The 15382-nt window shown below is 53.7% G+C and carries 15 protein-coding genes and 2 tRNA genes; 5 read left to right on the forward strand and 12 right to left on the reverse strand.

All coding sequences use genetic code 11. The features are described 5' to 3' along the window. Window positions 1-20 precede the first annotated feature (20 nt). The 4 genes from ACLHV8_RS08860 to mdtK all read right to left on the reverse strand — a co-directional run bounded on the left by ACLHV8_RS08860 (window position 21) and on the right by mdtK (window position 3418). Window positions 21-1616, reverse strand: a complete 1596-nt coding sequence (locus ACLHV8_RS08860; RefSeq protein WP_208593913.1) for an FAD-NAD(P)-binding protein — start codon at window positions 1614-1616, stop codon at window positions 21-23. 117 nt (window positions 1617-1733) lie between these two features. After that, a tRNA-Val gene (locus tag ACLHV8_RS08865) sits at window positions 1734-1810 on the reverse strand. 4 nt (window positions 1811-1814) lie between these two features. Further along, a tRNA-Val gene (locus ACLHV8_RS08870) sits at window positions 1815-1891 on the reverse strand. Between the two features lie 153 nt (window positions 1892-2044). Continuing rightward, window positions 2045-3418: an MdtK family multidrug efflux MATE transporter gene (gene mdtK, locus ACLHV8_RS08875; protein ID WP_028017280.1), complete on the reverse strand. Its 1374-nt coding sequence runs from the start codon at window positions 3416-3418 to the stop codon at window positions 2045-2047. A gap of 225 nt (window positions 3419-3643) precedes the next feature. Between mdtK and ACLHV8_RS08880 the strand changes: the two genes are divergently transcribed. Beyond that, window positions 3644-4285 carry a riboflavin synthase gene (locus ACLHV8_RS08880; protein WP_028017281.1) on the forward strand — a complete coding sequence of 214 codons (642 nt, stop codon included), beginning with the start codon at window positions 3644-3646 and terminating at the stop codon, window positions 4283-4285. 31 nt (window positions 4286-4316) lie between these two features. On the opposite strand, the gene cfa is transcribed toward ACLHV8_RS08880, so the two are convergent. Both cfa and punC read right to left on the reverse strand, forming a co-directional pair. Next, a complete protein-coding gene (cfa, locus tag ACLHV8_RS08885) occupies window positions 4317-5465 on the reverse strand; it encodes a cyclopropane fatty acyl phospholipid synthase (RefSeq protein ID WP_208593914.1) in 1149 nt (382 codons plus the stop codon). 297 nt (window positions 5466-5762) lie between these two features. Next, complete coding sequence (gene punC / locus ACLHV8_RS08890) at window positions 5763-6962, reverse strand: purine nucleoside transporter PunC (protein ID WP_028017283.1); 1200 nt, start codon at window positions 6960-6962, stop codon at window positions 5763-5765. Window positions 6963-7076: 114 nt separating this feature from the next. Here punC and punR point away from each other — a divergent pair, with 114 nt between their 5' ends. Then, window positions 7077-7988: a DNA-binding transcriptional activator PunR gene (gene punR, locus ACLHV8_RS08895; RefSeq protein WP_129324548.1), complete on the forward strand. Its 912-nt coding sequence runs from the start codon at window positions 7077-7079 to the stop codon at window positions 7986-7988. Between the two features lie 18 nt (window positions 7989-8006). On the opposite strand, the gene purR is transcribed toward punR, so the two are convergent. Continuing rightward, entirely contained in the window at window positions 8007-9032 is a 1026-nt protein-coding gene (purR, locus tag ACLHV8_RS08900; RefSeq protein WP_028017285.1) for an HTH-type transcriptional repressor PurR, read from the reverse strand. 297 nt (window positions 9033-9329) lie between these two features. Here purR and ACLHV8_RS08905 point away from each other — a divergent pair, with 297 nt between their 5' ends. Both ACLHV8_RS08905 and ACLHV8_RS08910 read left to right on the forward strand, forming a co-directional pair. Next, window positions 9330-9419, forward strand: a complete 90-nt coding sequence (locus ACLHV8_RS08905; protein WP_020688313.1) for a YnhF family membrane protein — start codon at window positions 9330-9332, stop codon at window positions 9417-9419. Between the two features lie 163 nt (window positions 9420-9582). Then, complete coding sequence (locus ACLHV8_RS08910; protein ID WP_208593915.1) at window positions 9583-10749, forward strand: MFS transporter; 1167 nt, start codon at window positions 9583-9585, stop codon at window positions 10747-10749. A 38-nt stretch (window positions 10750-10787) separates the two neighbouring features. On the opposite strand, the gene sodB is transcribed toward ACLHV8_RS08910, so the two are convergent. Together sodB and ACLHV8_RS08920 are read right to left on the reverse strand one after the other, a co-directional pair. Then, window positions 10788-11369, reverse strand: coding sequence for a superoxide dismutase [Fe] (gene sodB, locus ACLHV8_RS08915; RefSeq protein WP_028017287.1), 582 nt, complete (start codon window positions 11367-11369; stop codon window positions 10788-10790). 121 nt (window positions 11370-11490) lie between these two features. After that, window positions 11491-12264 carry a C40 family peptidase gene (locus ACLHV8_RS08920; protein ID WP_028017288.1) on the reverse strand — a complete coding sequence of 258 codons (774 nt, stop codon included), beginning with the start codon at window positions 12262-12264 and terminating at the stop codon, window positions 11491-11493. A gap of 338 nt (window positions 12265-12602) precedes the next feature. Between ACLHV8_RS08920 and grxD the strand changes: the two genes are divergently transcribed. Beyond that, on the forward strand, window positions 12603-12950 hold the full coding sequence (gene grxD, locus ACLHV8_RS08925; RefSeq protein WP_003832760.1) for a monothiol glutaredoxin 4: 348 nt from the start codon (window positions 12603-12605) through the stop codon (window positions 12948-12950). 44 nt (window positions 12951-12994) lie between these two features. Here grxD and rnt read toward each other — a convergent pair whose 3' ends face one another. The 3 genes from rnt to ACLHV8_RS08940 all read right to left on the reverse strand — a co-directional run bounded on the left by rnt (window position 12995) and on the right by ACLHV8_RS08940 (window position 15346). Beyond that, the gene (gene rnt, locus ACLHV8_RS08930) at window positions 12995-13645 is read right to left on the reverse strand and encodes a ribonuclease T (RefSeq protein WP_049006331.1); all 651 of its coding nucleotides are present in this window, start codon (window positions 13643-13645) and stop codon (window positions 12995-12997) included. A gap of 95 nt (window positions 13646-13740) precedes the next feature. Further along, window positions 13741-14148, reverse strand: coding sequence for a lactoylglutathione lyase (gloA, locus tag ACLHV8_RS08935; RefSeq protein WP_013096923.1), 408 nt, complete (start codon window positions 14146-14148; stop codon window positions 13741-13743). A gap of 100 nt (window positions 14149-14248) precedes the next feature. Next, window positions 14249-15346 (reverse strand): alkene reductase, encoded by a 1098-nt coding sequence (locus tag ACLHV8_RS08940; protein WP_028017290.1) that lies wholly within the window; start codon window positions 15344-15346, stop codon window positions 14249-14251. Window positions 15347-15382: the final 36 nt, after the last annotated feature.

Below are 15382 nucleotides of genomic sequence, written 5' to 3' on the forward strand. Positions count from 1 at the left end.
AGCAGGGCATGGATGCCCTGTCAGTCCTCACTATACGGTAATTTCCGCCGTAACCCAGACGCGGTTTTTTCTGCCGCTTTCGCCATCGCCTCTGCAATCTCTGCACACTCCGCCAGCCCCTGAACGAAGGGACGATCGTGCATTAGCCACGGTATCGCGCCGAAGGCGATGCGCCCGCGAACGGTGTCAGGCGCTTTTAAGGTGTAATCTTCGCCGATGTCGGGTATCTCTTCACCCGTTGCTTCCAGCTGCTTGCGCAGCGTCGGGAAGGGCAGATCTTTCGTTTTGAGCGGCTTTTGCCCGCGTGCATCAATAAAAACGTCGAAACGGTAGACGGTCTCTTTTGTGGCGATTGCTGCGCTATCGCTGCCAATATCCAGCGTGTAATTATCACCGAGCGCAGCCACGCTAATAATGCCGGCTTCGCGAAGCGCGAGCAGCCTGCGAATAGACTGTGGAGGGATAGCCGCATAGTTGTCGATAAAGACCCGGGCCAGCCCTTGTTTGAAGCGCTTACTGTCGCGATCGTCGAGATGCGGTACGATCGTCTGAACCACTTCATGGAGCCGAAGCACGGTGTAGCGCCAGGCCACGGTGCGGTGTTCCTGTTTGTTTCTCTCAACCTCGTCGAGGTTTTCTTCGGCCCAGGTGAACGGGTCGTGTCGTTTGCGATCTTCAAACCAGGCCTCACGCATGCTGTCTGCCGTCTGCTTATGCAGAGCAACTTTCTTACACCATGCCGGGTCAGCATGTTCAAGCTCTCTCACCATCAGGGCAAAAATGCGATCAAGCAGGCCATCCGGCCCTTTGGCAATTTCGCGTTCAACCGCGAGCTCAGTCAACACTGACAACGGTTCGTAAGGAATAGGGCAGTAAAAATCGGCTTCCGGGAGAATGCCCGTTCGGGACATCAGGACAATCTTTAACGCCTCGCTGCCTGTATCCAGAACGAATTTACCGTCGCGAAACGCGCCGTGCTGCATCACTACCGCCATTGCCGCGTCAAGACCGCTTAACGATGTTCCCATAACACCAACACGGCAGGGCGGAATTTTGGCATCCATCAGACCGGACCACGGGCTTGGGAAATACGTACGAGAGGCTTCGTCGTCTGCAGGCCAGACGTGGCCGGTGGCGATAACCGCAAGGTCAAAGCGTTCAGGAAAACTGCTGTCGTTGACGGAAAGCGTGACGCCGTCATTCGTGGGCACGATGTCGGTGACCCGGGCAGACTCATGGATTTCAACATGGAACCCGCGTTTTTTCGCCTCTTTTACGATTGACCAAAAGCTGTCGCAGAAATACTCACCCAGCAGGAGCCGGGGCAGGAACTGCCGGTCATGCAAACGGGATTTATCCACCTTAAAGCGTGCCAGATGGGTTTCGCTCTGGTCATTAAGCCAGTCGAGGTAGGACATGAACAGTGGCGGGATTTCAATGCTCGCAATGTTCGCCAACATCAGACGAGAATTATCGTCGTCGTTATAGGGCATACCCACGCCCGCGTTATCAGCTTGCTCAAAGACGTAAACCGAAAGCGGCTGCGGATTTTTAAGAAGTGCGTAAAAGGTATAAATCCCTGTAGGGCCGGAACCGATAATGGCGATTTTCTTCATCGACGGTATTCCTCTTTTTTTCCATGAGAAAAGCGTAGCAGGAGAACAGTGATGAAAATAAGGGATTAGGATAATTCAGGAAATCAGAGGAGAATTTGCACCATTTCAGGACTGAAATGGTGCGTCCGAGTGGACTCGAACCACCGACCCCCACCATGTCAAGGTGGTGCTCTAACCAACTGAGCTACGGACGCAGAATGGTGCGTTCAATTGGACTCGAACCAACGACCCCCACCATGTCAAGGTGGTGCTCTAACCAACTGAGCTATGAACGCAACGTGTTGTCGGTGACAACGGGGACGAATATTAGCGGCACAGCACCAATGAGGCAAGAGGGAAAATGCATTTTTCTCTCTGATTTCACGCGATTGCTGTATTACCGCGCAAAGTGAAGATAAAGTAGCCGCCGGCTGGCGGCTACTGCGTAATTAACGTGCTGCGCGTTGCAAAATGACCGTTGATGGCTGACGTTGCAGGAAGCGCATTCGCATCATCATCATAATTGCCGCAGAGGTCAGACCGATGATAAAGCCCATCCAGAATCCGGCCGGACCCATGCGGTCAACCACCAGGTCGGTCAGGGCCAGAATGTAACCACACGGCAGACCCAATACCCAATAGGCGATGAAGGTGATAAAGAAGATGGAACGCGTGTCTTTATATCCACGCAGCACACCGCTGCCAATCACCTGAATGGAATCAGATATCTGGTAGACCGCTGCCAGCAGCATCAGATGCGACGCCAGAGCCACGACTTCGGGGTTGTCATTGTAGAGCAGGGCGATTTGTTCGCGTAGCGTGACGGTAAAGAGCGCCGTACAGACAGCCATGCAGACACCGACACCCAGCCCGGTTCGCGCGGCGGTTTGCGCGTCTATCGTCGAACCTTGCCCCAAACGGAAGCCGACACGGATAGTCACCGACGCCGCCAGCGACAACGGCAGGACGAACATCAGCGAGCTGAAGTTCAGCGCAATCTGGTGCCCGGCTACGTTCACAATGCCCAACGGGGAGACCAGCAGGGCGACCACGGCGAAAAGCGTCACCTCGAAGAACAGCGCGAGGGCAATCGGCAAACCTAGCTGCACCAGACGCGTCATGATGCTCCAGTCTGGCGTGCTAAATCTGTTCTCGTTGCGGATATCGCGCATGGAACGGGCGCGTTTTACAAAGGCGATCATCGAGAAGAACATCACCCAGTAAACGGCTGCCGTCGCCACGCCGCAGCCGACGCCACCCAGTTCCGGCATTCCGAAATGACCGTAAATAAAGACATAGTTCACCGGAATATTGACCAGCAAACCAATAAAGCCCATCACCATCCCAGGCTTAGTTTTCGCCAGACCTTCACACTGGTTACGCGCCACCTGGAAAAAGAGGTAGCCTGGAGTCCCCCAGAGCAGGGCGCGCAGATAACCCACGGCTTTGTCAGCCAGTGCCGGGTCAATGTTATGCATGGCGCGAATAATATGGCCCGCGTTCCAGAGCACCACCATAATCAGCACGGAGACAAACCCCGCCAGCCAGAAACCCTGACGGACCTGGTGGGCAATGCGCTCGCGACGACCCGAGCCATTGAGCTGGGCGATAACAGGCGTGAGCGCGAGCAGCAGACCGTGGCCGAACAGGATGGCCGGAAGCCAGATTGACGTGCCGATAGCAACGGCCGCCATATCGGTGGCGCTGTAGCCACCCGCCATTACCGTATCCACAAATCCCATTGCGGTCTGGGCCACTTGCGCGACGATCACTGGTATAGCCAGTGCCAATAACTGGCGCGCTTCATTCATGTACTTCTGCACGTGAACACCTTTATTTTGTAGTTATTTGAGAGACTAAAAAAGCCGCCGAAACGGGCAGCAAGAAGAAAATGCAGGGGGGTGCCAGCTATTGTAGCGGGCTTTAGCTATTTATCTAGTGAAAAAATCGCCAGAAAATGCGCTCCGCTGGCAACCTGTTTTTCCAACTGTTATTGTGATGGGATTAAACGGTGTCACCACCGTCCGGAAAAAACAGGAGTTGTAAGCATGTTTACTGGTATTGTGCAGGGCACCGCCAAAGTGGTGTCCATTGATGAAAAACCTAATTTCCGTACTCATGTTGTTGAGCTGCCGGAATATATGCTTGAGGGCATTGAAACCGGTGCCTCGATTGCGCATAACGGCTGCTGCCTGACCGTGACCGAAATTAACGGCAACCAGATTAGCTTTGATTTAATGAAAGAGACGCTGCGTATCACCAACCTGGGTGAGCTGGCGGTTGGGGATACCGTCAACGTAGAACGGGCGGCGAAGTTCAGCGATGAGATTGGCGGGCATCTGATGTCGGGGCACATCATGACCACCGCTGAGGTGGCAAAAATTGTGACCTCGGAAAATAACCGTCAAATCTGGTTTAAAATGCAGGATCCTTCATTAATGAAATACATCCTCTATAAAGGATTTATTGGCATTGATGGGATTAGCCTGACGGTAGGTGAAGTAACGCCGACGCGTTTTTGTGTGCATTTAATTCCTGAAACGCTGCAGCGCACCACGCTGGGGGCGAAAAAACTGGGGCATCGCGTAAATATCGAAATCGATCCGCAAACTCAGGCGGTGGTGGATACCGTTGAGCGTGTGCTGGCGGCAAAAGAAGCTGCAATAATTAAAACAGCAGAAGAAGAATAAAAAATAACCCCGGGTAACCGGGGTTATTTTTTTAGCGGGCGACCCGCAAACCGTGTTCAATGCCACGGCTGAAGACCACCTGCCAGAGCTGAATATCCCGCGCGCGAAACGCCCCCGCGCAGGCATTCAGATAATAGCTAAACATCCGCTTGAATCGTTCAGAATAGTTGTCCGCAATCTCAGGCCAGGCTTCCTGAAAACGAGCATGCCATGCCATCAACGTGGTGTCGTAATCCGCACCGAAGTTATGCCAGTCTTCCATCACGAAATGGGGTTCACTGGCGTTGGCAATATGGCGAACGGACGGTAAACAGCCATTCGGAAAGATGTATTTATTGATCCACGGGTCAACGTTGTTGTCGGTCCGCTTAGAGCCGATGGTATGCAGCAGGAAGATGCCGTCCGGTTTCAAATTACGATCCACCACGTTAAAGTAGGTGTTGTAGTTCTTCGGCCCCACGTGCTCGAACATGCCCACCGAAACGATACGGTCAAACTGTTCGTTAAGATCGCGATAATCCTGTAGCCGGATATCCACATCGAGATCCTGGCAGCGTTCCCGCGCCAACTTTTGCTGTTCAGCTGAAATAGTGACACCCACCACGCTGACGCCGTAATGCTTCGCCATAAACCAGGCCAGTCCACCCCAGCCGCAGCCGATATCCAGCACGCGCATTCCGGGTTCTAACTTCAGTTTCTCGCTAATCAACTGCAGCTTAGCCTGTTGAGCCTCTTCCAGCGTCGAAGCCTCTTTCCAGTAAGCGCAGGAATATTGCATGAAGGGGTCAAGCATACGGTTGAACAGGTCGTTGCCGAGATCGTAATGCTCTTTGCCGACGATCCACGCGCGTTTTTTACTTTGCAGATTAAACAGCCGGGCAGAGGCGACGCGCAGTGTGTCTTTCAGATTGCGGGGGAGTTGATTTTCCAGACCGGCACGCAACACGCTGGAGAAGAAGATATCCAGCCGTTCGCACTCCCACCAGCCGTCCATATAGCTTTCCCCCAGGCCTAACGAACCCTCCCGCAACACGCGCTTAAAAAAGTCGGGATGTTTAACCTGGGGATCGGCTGGCGACGATCCATTGATAGTGATGCCTGCTCGACCTAACAGTTCACTGACGATCCGGGACCAGTTATCGTCCGGAACGCTGACTTCTTCTATACACGATGAACTCATAGCTTCTCCATCACCCTGTGTGATCAGAACCTTCAAACAGCGTAGACGCTTTTTTTGGTTTGTGAGAAATCTCACGGTAAATACCGCGAGGCTAATATCCGACGTAGAACAGAGGAAGGGAGATAACCCTTGCCGAAATGCCTTCCATGGTAAAACGGGAGCACTCCGGCTCCCGTTAACACTTAATATTTATCGTATTTAATCGAACCAAATTTAGTATAGGCCTCAAAATTTGGTGATTCAATAAAAAATTCTTAGCAACCTAATCACTGGAAGTTAACATAATTTCCGGCGCGATTACGCATGCGATGTTTCAACCGGCGTGCTGTCATTCAGCTCACGCTGTGCGGAAGCCTGCATACGGTAGCCCACAAAGGCCAGCACAACGGTCACCAGCATCACGGTAGTGGTGGTCAGGAGCGGTGTGGCAATCAGCGCAGAGACCACCAGGCTTGCCAGGAAGCACAGACCCAACTGCAGGGTGTTCTGCAGCGCAGCCGCGCGACCCGTCGCCTGCGGGAACGGACGTAATGCCTGCGCCACAACGATAGGGTAGATTGCCCCGTTAGCAACAGCCATCACGCAGAATGGCATTAAAATTTCTACCAGACCGGTGCCAGGGATAAACCCGACGGCCCATGTCCCGATAACGCTCAATGCATACAGCACCAGCAGCCACGGCAGCATCTGCTGACCTTCCCATTTCTGCAGCGCCGCACGACAGCCGTACCCGCCCACCAGGAATGCGATGGTTTGCGGAACGTAGCTCAGGCCGATCGCCGCCGGGCTGTACCCCATATCGTGCAGAATAAATGGCGAACCGGTCAGCCACGCGAAGAAGCTCGCCGAGCAGGCGGCATAAATCAGGACATTACCGCGATACGCTTTGGCACTCAGCAAAGAGGTAAAGGTAATGGGCTTCGCATCCGCATGTGCCTCTTTTTTATGCGCTGGTTTGAGCGCGAATGCCGGCAGCATGAGTACCAGTGTGATGGCAAACAACGTGGCAAAGATAGCCTGCCACTCGAAATGCACCAGGATCCAGCTGCCCAGCAGCGGGGCGAGGGCAGGTGAAAGCCCTACCAGCGGCATAATGGTGGCGAAAATCCGGTTGGTGCGGTTGGCTGGGTAGTAGTCGGTAACAAGAGCCTGCCAGGTCACCGCTGCTGCACAGACGCCGACGGCCTGCACAAAGCGCAGCACCAGCAGCCAGGTCGCATCGCGTACCCATAACATACCCAGACAGCCGACGGCAAAAATGCCCAGGCCCAGCAACAGTACTGGTTTACGGCCAAAACGATCTGATAGCGGCCCCCAAAGTAGCTGCGCGAAGGCGAAACCGGCGAGGAACAAACTCAGGCTGGCGCTGATGGCCGCTGCAGGGGTTTGCAAATCTTCCTGCATGGCGGCGAAAGCCGGCAGGTACATATCAGTGGCCAAAAAGCCCAGCACGCTTAAGCCGCCGAGCCAGACTAAAAAACCTTTCCTGGGTTGCATTGTTTTATTCTCCTGAGGAGGCAGGTATACATTGGCGCTGAGTGTAGGGAGTGCAAAGCCGCTTGTGAAACGCTAATATTTGGCGTGTGCATTCAAATTTTTTGCAGGCAGAAAATGTGGTCAGATTATTCTCTTGAAGTGGTCGATGCTGTCGCGCGTAACGGCAGTTTCAGTGGAGCGGCGCAGGAGTTACACCGCGTGCCTTCAGCTATCAGCTATACAGTACGTCAGCTGGAGGAGTGGCTGGCGGTTCCTCTGTTTGAACGGCGACATCGTGATGTGGAATTAACGCCCGCCGGCGCGTGGTTTTTGAAAGAAGGACGTTCTGTCATCAAAAAAATGCAGATCACCCGCGAACAGTGTCAGCAGATCGCTAACGGCTGGCGGGGGCATCTTTCCATCGCGGTGGATAATATCGTCAAACCTGAGCGTACCCGGCAAATGATTGTCGATTTCTATCGTCATTTTTCTGACGTCGAATTGCGGGTGTCGCAGGAAGTGTTTAACGGCGTCTGGGATGCGCTGGCGGACGGCAGGGCAGAGATGGCGATCGGGGCCACGCAGGCGATTCCGGTTGGGGGACGTTATGCGTTTCGCGATATGGGGATGCTGAGCTGGAAATGCGTGGTGGCAAGCGATCATCCGCTGGCGGCTCTGGAAGGCCCCTTGAGCGACGATACGCTACGCAACTGGCCATCGCTGGTGCTGGAGGATACGTCCCGTTCATTACCCAAGCGTATCACATGGCTTCTGGATAACCAGCGGCGGGTGGTTGCACCCGACTGGGAATCGTCGGCGACGTGCCTCAGTGCTGGCTTGTGCGTTGCGATGGTGCCCGTTCATTTTGCGCGGCCGCGAATTGACACCGGAGAGTGGGTTGAGTTGACGCTAGAGAACCCGTTCCCGGATGCGGCCTGTTGCCTCACCTGGCAACAAAATGATGTCTCGCCAGCGATGGCCTGGCTGCTGGATTATCTGGGAGACAGCGAAACGCTAAACCGGGAATGGTTACGGGAGCCAGCTTAACTGGCCCCCGTGAAGAGATTACCGGCGGTAGTCGCGGAACGGACCATCCGCAACGGAGCGGCGTTCAATAAGACGCGGGTGAACTTCAATGGACTGTGACTCTTCTCGTTTGTTGACGATCCTGTCCATCAGCATATTAAAGGCGGTTTCACCCAGTGAGTCTTTCGGCTGGTGAATGGTCGTTAATGCCGGCGTAAAGAAGCGCGCGTTACGCACGTTGTCATACCCGATCACAGAAATATCCTGCGGTACACGCAGACCCAGCTCATCGGCAGCACAGAGGGCACCCATTGCCATGATGTCGCCCCCGCAGAAAACGGCGGTCGGACGATGCTGCTGGGAGACGATCTGCTGCATCGCGCGGTAGCCCGACTCCGGTTCGAAGTCGCCCTGCACGATCCAGTTTTCCGGCACGGTGATCAGCGCTTCTTCCATCGCTTTCATAAACCCAGCCAGACGACCTGCACCGGTATTGCGTTCCAGTGGACCCGGGATCACACCGATCTCGCGGTGACCGCGTTCTATCAGATAACGACCCGCCATATAACCGCCTTCAAAGGCGTTATCGATAACGGAATCGGTGAAGTCCGCGCGGGCTTCACCCCAGTCCATCACTACCATTGGGATATGGCGATACTCTTCGAGCATGGACAGCACAGTTTCCGGATACTCGGAACACATCACCAGCAGGCCATCAACGCGCTTTTGCGCCATCATCGACAGGTAGGCGCGCTGTTTTTCAATGCTGTTCCACGCGTTGCCCAGAATCAGGGTATAGCCTTTTTGAAAACAGTTTTTCTCAACCGCTTCAATGATCTCGGCAAAATAGGCCGCTTCACTGCTGGTCGCCAGCAAACCAATAGACTTGGTGTGATTAACCTTGAGGCTACGCGCAACCGCACTTGGCGAATAGTGCAGTTCTTTGATCGCTGCCCAGACGGCGTTGCGCGTCTCTTCCGCCACAAAGCGGGTTTTGTTAATTACATGTGATACGGTTGTAGTGGAAACGTTTGCGCGTTTTGCTACATCTTTAATTGTTGCCATTAAATGTCACTCCAGACCATATCCTAAACTCCTGAAAAACTTGAAGGTAAACGTTTGCCTTCTCTCACCCTTATCACGCAATTTTGAATTGCGACACGCCGGGAAAACGACACAGGACGTCAGGAGGGGGTCAATGGCCGGTACGCTAATAAATTTAGCGTGGAATTTTGTCCTATCTTGATGAAAAGGGGAAGAGGTAAAGTGGTTATCCGTTTAAATCCAGGAAGATTTTTGACGTAAATTGTGCAAAAATGAGCAAGCTCACTTTCCGTGGGGGGATTAAAAGGAGAAAAATTGATGAGTTCCGATCTGAAGTTTTCGCTGTTCACCACCGTTATTGTGCTGGCTTTGATTGTCGCAGCGGGTCTGACGGCCGCACTGCACTGATTTACGCGGAGGGAGAGCCTTCTCCCTCCCGATTCCCCGGATTGTTACTTCTCTGGCAAAAATCTTTTGCCAATTTGTTAACTTCTCATTTTTTGTGATTGATGTCATGCTTTCCGCTTCTTTGTTCTGTGTCACCACATGACACGGCATCCGGAGTTGACGTATGAAAATCAATTTTCCCCTGCTGGCCCTGGCGATTGGCGCTTTTGGGATTGGCACCACTGAATTCTCCCCGATGGGTTTACTGCCTGTTATTGCCAGAGGCGTGGATGTCTCGATCCCTGCCGCAGGGATGTTAATCAGCGCGTACGCTATCGGCGTGATGGTCGGGGCGCCGCTGATGACGCTTCTGCTTTCGCATCGCGCGCGCCGCAATGCGCTGATTTTCCTGATGGCGATTTTCACCCTGGGCAACGTGCTTTCCGCCATTTCGCCGGACTACACCACATTGATGCTGTCCCGCATTCTGACCAGCCTTAATCACGGCGCGTTCTTTGGGCTGGGGTCGGTCGTTGCCGCAAGCGTGGTGCCAAAACACAAGCAGGCGAGTGCCGTGGCAACCATGTTTATGGGACTAACGATTGCCAACATCGGCGGGGTGCCTGCGGCAACCTGGCTGGGTGAAGCGATCGGCTGGCGTATGTCTTTCCTGGCGACGGCCGGTCTCGGTGTGATCGCCATGGTGGCACTGTTCTTCTCCCTGCCGAAAGGCAGCGCGGGGGAACGTCCTGACGTGCGCAAAGAGTTGTCTGTGCTGGTACGCCCGCAGGTGCTCTCGGCGCTGCTGACGACCGTGTTGGGGGCAGGGGCGATGTTTACCTTCTATACCTACATTTCTCCTGTGCTTCACGACATCACTCACGCAACGCCGATCTTTATCACTGCGATGCTGGTGCTGATTGGCGTGGGCTTCTCGATTGGTAACTATCTGGGTGGGAAATTTGCCGACCGTTCCGTGAGCGGGACGTTGAAGGGCTTCTTAACCCTGCTGATTGTCATCATGATTGCTATTCCGTGGCTGGCACGTAATGAGTTCGGAGCAGCCATTGCGATGGTCGTCTGGGGAGCTGCCACCTTTGCTGTGGTTCCACCGCTGCAGATGCGCGTGATGCGTGTCGCCCATGAGGCGCCGGGTCTTTCGTCTTCAGTGAATATTGGCGCGTTCAATCTCGGTAATGCGCTCGGTGCAGCCGCCGGTGGCGCGGTTATTTCCGGGGGGCTGGGATACAGTTTTGTACCGGTGATGGGGGCGATTATTGCCGCGCTTTGTCTGCTGTTGGTGATGATGTCAGGTCGTAAGCAGCCAGAAACAGCCTGCGCTGCTGAATAAGCAAAAAACGCAGAAGGGCGAACCCTTCTGCGTGTCTCTTATGCGGCGAAGTTCTTCGCCACAAACTCCCAGTTTACCAGTGCCCAGAAGTGCTCCAGGTAGTTCGGGCGCGCGTTACGGTAATCAATGTAGTAAGCGTGTTCCCAAACGTCCACGGTCATCAGTGGCTTAGCGCTGGTGGTCAGTGGGGTACCCGCGTTAGAGGTGGAAACGATAGCCAGTTTGCCATCGGCTTCTTTTACCAGCCACGTCCAGCCAGAACCGAAGTTTTTGATAGCTGCATCGGTAAATTTCGCTTTGAAATCCGCGAAGCTGCCAAAGGCGGCGTTGATGGCGGTAGCCAGTTCACCGGCAGGTTCGCCACCGGCGTTTGGCGCCAGGCAGTGCCAGTAGAAGGTGTGATTCCACACCTGAGCTGCGTTGTTGAATACGCCCCCCTCAGAGCTGCGGACGATCTCTTCCAGCGTTTTGCCTTCGAAATCGGTGCCCTTGATCAGGTTGTTCAGGTTGGTGACGTACGTCTGGTGATGCTTGCCGTAGTGATATTCCAGGGTTTCCGCAGAAATGTGCGGTGCCAGGGCGTCTTTAGCATACGGTAGTGCAGGTAATTCGAACGACATTGCTTCTCTCCTTATTGTATTTTGTGTTGCCAATAACCACACAGACAACGAGGAGAGAATAGCAAATTGAAAGGGTATGCAAAAGAGGAACTTACCCTGCCGCGATGCGGCAGGGCAGGGATTAGCGAATGGTTTTAGGCGTCATGACGCGACGCGCGCCGACATAGTGACGAACCCAGTAGTCTTCACTCAGCGAGGTGATCTGAATATCCTGACCGCTGCGTGGTGACTGAATGAATTTCCCGTTACCGACATAGACACCGACGTGGTCAGCCGTGCCGCGACCCTGTGTACGGAAGAAGACCAGATCGCCGTTTTCCAGCTCACCACGGTCAACCGGAGAAGCATCGCGCAGGTGGTACATTTCATTGGCAGTACGTGGAATGCGGAACTTCACCAGATCTTTATAGGCGTAATAGACGAGACCACTGCAGTCAAAACCGGTACGCGGTGAACTGCCACCCCAGTGATAAGGTTTGCCAATTTGCCCCATCAGTTTGTTCATCGCGGTTTTTTGCGCTTTCTGTACCCGCACTTTATGCACTTCCGCTATTTTCGTGACCTTCGTGCATTTCGCCTTGTGGCCTTTACGCGTGATGCATTTTTCAGTCACGAGGTTGGCGGCAGTCTGCGAGGCTTTACTTTTGGATGTGTGAGCAGTGCGGGAAGATTTTGTTTTTGTCTTGCTGGAAGCGGTTTGTTTAGTCTGAGCAGTTGTTTTTTTCTTGTCGTTCTTACTGGTGGTTTTTTTCTTACGTTCTGTGGCTTTCACCAGATGGTTCTTTTGCACAGCAGAATGCCGCGCCTGCTGAGAGGCGTTTGCCACTGGCGTGAAAGTGAGTGATGTAAACAGTAAAGCACAGAGCGTGATCGAGATTTTATTTATCCGCGCCACTGGGCAGTCCCCTGATAAATGCAGGCCATCTATAGTACCTGCGTATGATTTACAAAGCCCGTCGATTCTAATCCATAAAAACCCGAGAAGTTAATAGCATTTTTCAATCTACAATCGTGTTTCGTTAGCAAGTGCAAAAAAATTCATCGTTCTGTCGCACATTTGTTCACTCCCTAAGCAAAACCCTCAGTGCAGCAGGGTTAAACACCATTTGCAATGCAACTTTTCATGAGTCGCGGTAAAATAAATAAACGTGACAAAAATGTTATTTTCCGATGCCAGTCTGAACCGCTACAATGTCAGACTAATGCCGTAACAGAAGTTAAAGGAAGCAAGACATGAGCACCACTATTGAAAAAATCCAGCGCCAGATCGCTGAAAACCCGATTCTGCTGTATATGAAAGGTTCTCCGAAGCTGCCAAGCTGCGGCTTCTCCGCGCAAGCCGTTCAGGCACTGTCTGCCTGTGGTGAGCGTTTTGCTTACGTTGATATCCTGCAAAACCCGGACATCCGCGCTGAGCTGCCTAAGTACGCTAACTGGCCGACGTTCCCACAGCTGTGGGTAGACGGTGAACTGGTTGGCGGTTGTGATATCCTGATTGAGATGTATCAGCGCGGTGAACTGCAGCAGCTGATCAAAGAGACGGCGGCTAAGTACAAAACTGAAGAGCCGGACGCAGAGTAACTTTCTGCCGAAATAAAAAAGCGACCTCTTCAGGTCGCTTTTTTTTACTCTTCGCTGTCGCCCATCGGTAGCGGCCAGCCGCCCAGACGTTTCCAGCGGTTGACGATCTCACAGAACAGCTCTGCAGTGCGTTCCGTGTCATACAGGGCAGAGTGCGCCTGCGTACCGTCAAACTCAATACCTGCCGTGATACAGGCCTTTGATAGCACTGTTTGTCCAAGCGCCAGGCCACTCAGGGCGGCAGTATCGAAGGTGACAAATGGGTGGAAGGGATTTCGTTTGAGCGAGGCACGCTCTGCGGCGGCCATGGTAAAGCTGTGATCGAACGTGGCGTTATGGGCCACCATGATCGCGCGGCTGCAGTTGCTCTCTTTCATACCTTTACGCACCATCTTAAAAATGGCGTGCAGCGCATCATATTCACTGACTGCACCACGTAACGGGTTATGCGGGTCGATACCGTTAAACGCCAGTGCTTCCGGCTGTAAGTTTGCCCCTTCAAAAGGATCAACGTGGAAATGCAGCGTGGTGTCCGGTGTAAGCCAGCCCTGTTCATCCATCTTCAGCGTGATGGCGGCAATTTCGAGCAGCGCATCGGTTTTAGCGTTAAATCCGGCTGTTTCTACATCAATGACAACGGGATAAAAACCACGAAAACGGTCGCACAGACCGCTAAATTGAGCGTTATCGGACATCAGGGTCTCTTACATGGGGAAAAAGCAGAGCGCATTATGGCAAATTTTGGAAGGGTATGCAGTAAAACTACGGGCGCATATTGCGCCCTGAGGGATCAGTTGCCCAGACCGCGACCGGCGTCTTTGGCTTCAATCAGCTCGATTTTGTAACCGTCCGGATCTTCCACAAACGCAATCACGGTAGTGCCACCTTTGACCGGGCCCGCTTCGCGCGTCACGTTACCGCCGTTGCTGCGAATGCGCTCACACGCTTCGGCCGCGTTGTCCACTTCCAGCGCGATGTGGCCGTAGGCCGTGCCCAGCTCATAGCTGTCTACGCCCCAGTTGTAGGTCAGCTCGATCACCGCTTCATCCGTTTCCGGGCCGTAACCCACGAACGCCAGCGAGTATTTGTATTCCGGGTTTTCACTGGTGCGCAGCAGTTTCATACCCAGTACGTTAGTGTAGAAATCAATAGAACGTTGCAGGTCGCCAACGCGCAGCATGGTGTGAAGTAGGCGCATAATTTCCTCATTAACCTATGGAATAGAATATGTTTTTGAACAGAAACGATGTTTTAGTATAGCGGCGAATTGTCGCCGCTATCAATGCTCATTGGAGGGATTACAGAGAAGGGTAGTCGGTGTAGCCTTCTGCACCACCGCCGTAGAAGCTTTCCGGACGCTGTGGGTTCAGTGCCGCTTTCTGCTGCAGGCGGGCAACCAGATCCGGGTTGGCGATGTAGTCGCGGCCAAATGCGACGGCGTCGATCAGACCTTTATTGATCAGATCTTCGGCTTTCTCAGGAGTATAGGCTCCCGCACCGATGATCACGCCATGGAAACGCTCGCGTACTTTCTGACGGAAAGCCTCAGTGTAAGGCTGACCACCGGCCCAGTCGGGCTCGGACATGTGCAGATAAGCAATACCACGTTTCGCCAGCTCTTCAATCAGATACAGCGCGTCCGCTTCTTCGTTCGGACCGTTGTCGACGTTCTGGAAAGAGCCAATCGGGGAGACGCGGATACCGATACGCTCAGGGCTCCACTCCTGGCATACGGCGTCAACCACTTCCAGCACCAGACGGGCACGGTTTTCGACGCTGCCGCCATACTGATCGGTGCGATGGTTAGACGACGGTGACAGGAACTGATGCAGCAGGTAGCCATGCGCGGAGTGCAGTTCAATCAGGTCAAACCCGGCTTCACGCGCATTGGCTACGGCCTGGCGGAAGTCGTTAACGATACCCGGGATCTCGTCCAGCTCAAGTGCGCGTGGCATAGAAGTATCAACGCGGATTGCGTGACCATTTTCATCACGCAGTGAAGTACGGGTATTCGCGCTCAGGGCGGAAGCGGAAACAGGTGCCTGACCGCCTGGCTGAATGCTGTTGTGAGAGATACGACCGGTGTGCCACAGCTGAACCGCAATACGACCCTCTTCAGCGTGAACGCCCGCGGTGATTTTCTTCCATGCGGCGATCTGTTCCGGGCTGTGAAGACCCGGCGCTCCCGCATAACCTTTAGCCTGAGCAGAAATCTGTGTGGCTTCCGTGATGATCAGGCCAGAGCTTGCGCGCTGACGATAGTATTCACCCATCAGTGGGGTTGGGATGTCACCCGGCTCAATGCTGCGTAGACGGGTAAGCGGAGCCATAAACACGCGGTTTGGCGCAGTGACGGCACCCACTTTCAATGGGGTAAATAATTTTTCAGCTGACATAAAGACTCCTGAGTAGACCAGTCGACTAGTAACGAG

Source organism: Enterobacter sp. CPE_E863, assembly GCF_046521465.1.
Taxonomy (GTDB): domain Bacteria; phylum Pseudomonadota; class Gammaproteobacteria; order Enterobacterales; family Enterobacteriaceae; genus Enterobacter; species Enterobacter adelaidei.

Coding starts and splice junctions, on each gene's coding strand:
- ACLHV8_RS08860 (WP_208593913.1), bottom strand. CDS start 1,616: ATGAAGAAAATCGCCATTATCGGTTCCGGCCCTACAGGGATTTATACC.
- ACLHV8_RS08880 (WP_028017281.1), top strand. CDS start 3,644: ATGTTTACTGGTATTGTGCAGGGCACCGCCAAAGTGGTGTCCATTGAT.
- cfa (WP_208593914.1), bottom strand. CDS start 5,465: ATGAGTTCATCGTGTATAGAAGAAGTCAGCGTTCCGGACGATAACTGG.
- punC (WP_028017283.1), bottom strand. CDS start 6,962: ATGCAACCCAGGAAAGGTTTTTTAGTCTGGCTCGGCGGCTTAAGCGTG.
- punR (WP_129324548.1), top strand. CDS start 7,077: ATGTGGTCAGATTATTCTCTTGAAGTGGTCGATGCTGTCGCGCGTAAC.
- purR (WP_028017285.1), bottom strand. CDS start 9,032: ATGGCAACAATTAAAGATGTAGCAAAACGCGCAAACGTTTCCACTACA.
- ACLHV8_RS08905 (WP_020688313.1), top strand. CDS start 9,330: ATGAGTTCCGATCTGAAGTTTTCGCTGTTCACCACCGTTATTGTGCTG.
- ACLHV8_RS08910 (WP_208593915.1), top strand. CDS start 9,583: ATGAAAATCAATTTTCCCCTGCTGGCCCTGGCGATTGGCGCTTTTGGG.
- sodB (WP_028017287.1), bottom strand. CDS start 11,369: ATGTCGTTCGAATTACCTGCACTACCGTATGCTAAAGACGCCCTGGCA.
- grxD (WP_003832760.1), top strand. CDS start 12,603: ATGAGCACCACTATTGAAAAAATCCAGCGCCAGATCGCTGAAAACCCG.
- rnt (WP_049006331.1), bottom strand. CDS start 13,645: ATGTCCGATAACGCTCAATTTAGCGGTCTGTGCGACCGTTTTCGTGGT.
- gloA (WP_013096923.1), bottom strand. CDS start 14,148: ATGCGCCTACTTCACACCATGCTGCGCGTTGGCGACCTGCAACGTTCT.
- ACLHV8_RS08940 (WP_028017290.1), bottom strand. CDS start 15,346: ATGTCAGCTGAAAAATTATTTACCCCATTGAAAGTGGGTGCCGTCACT.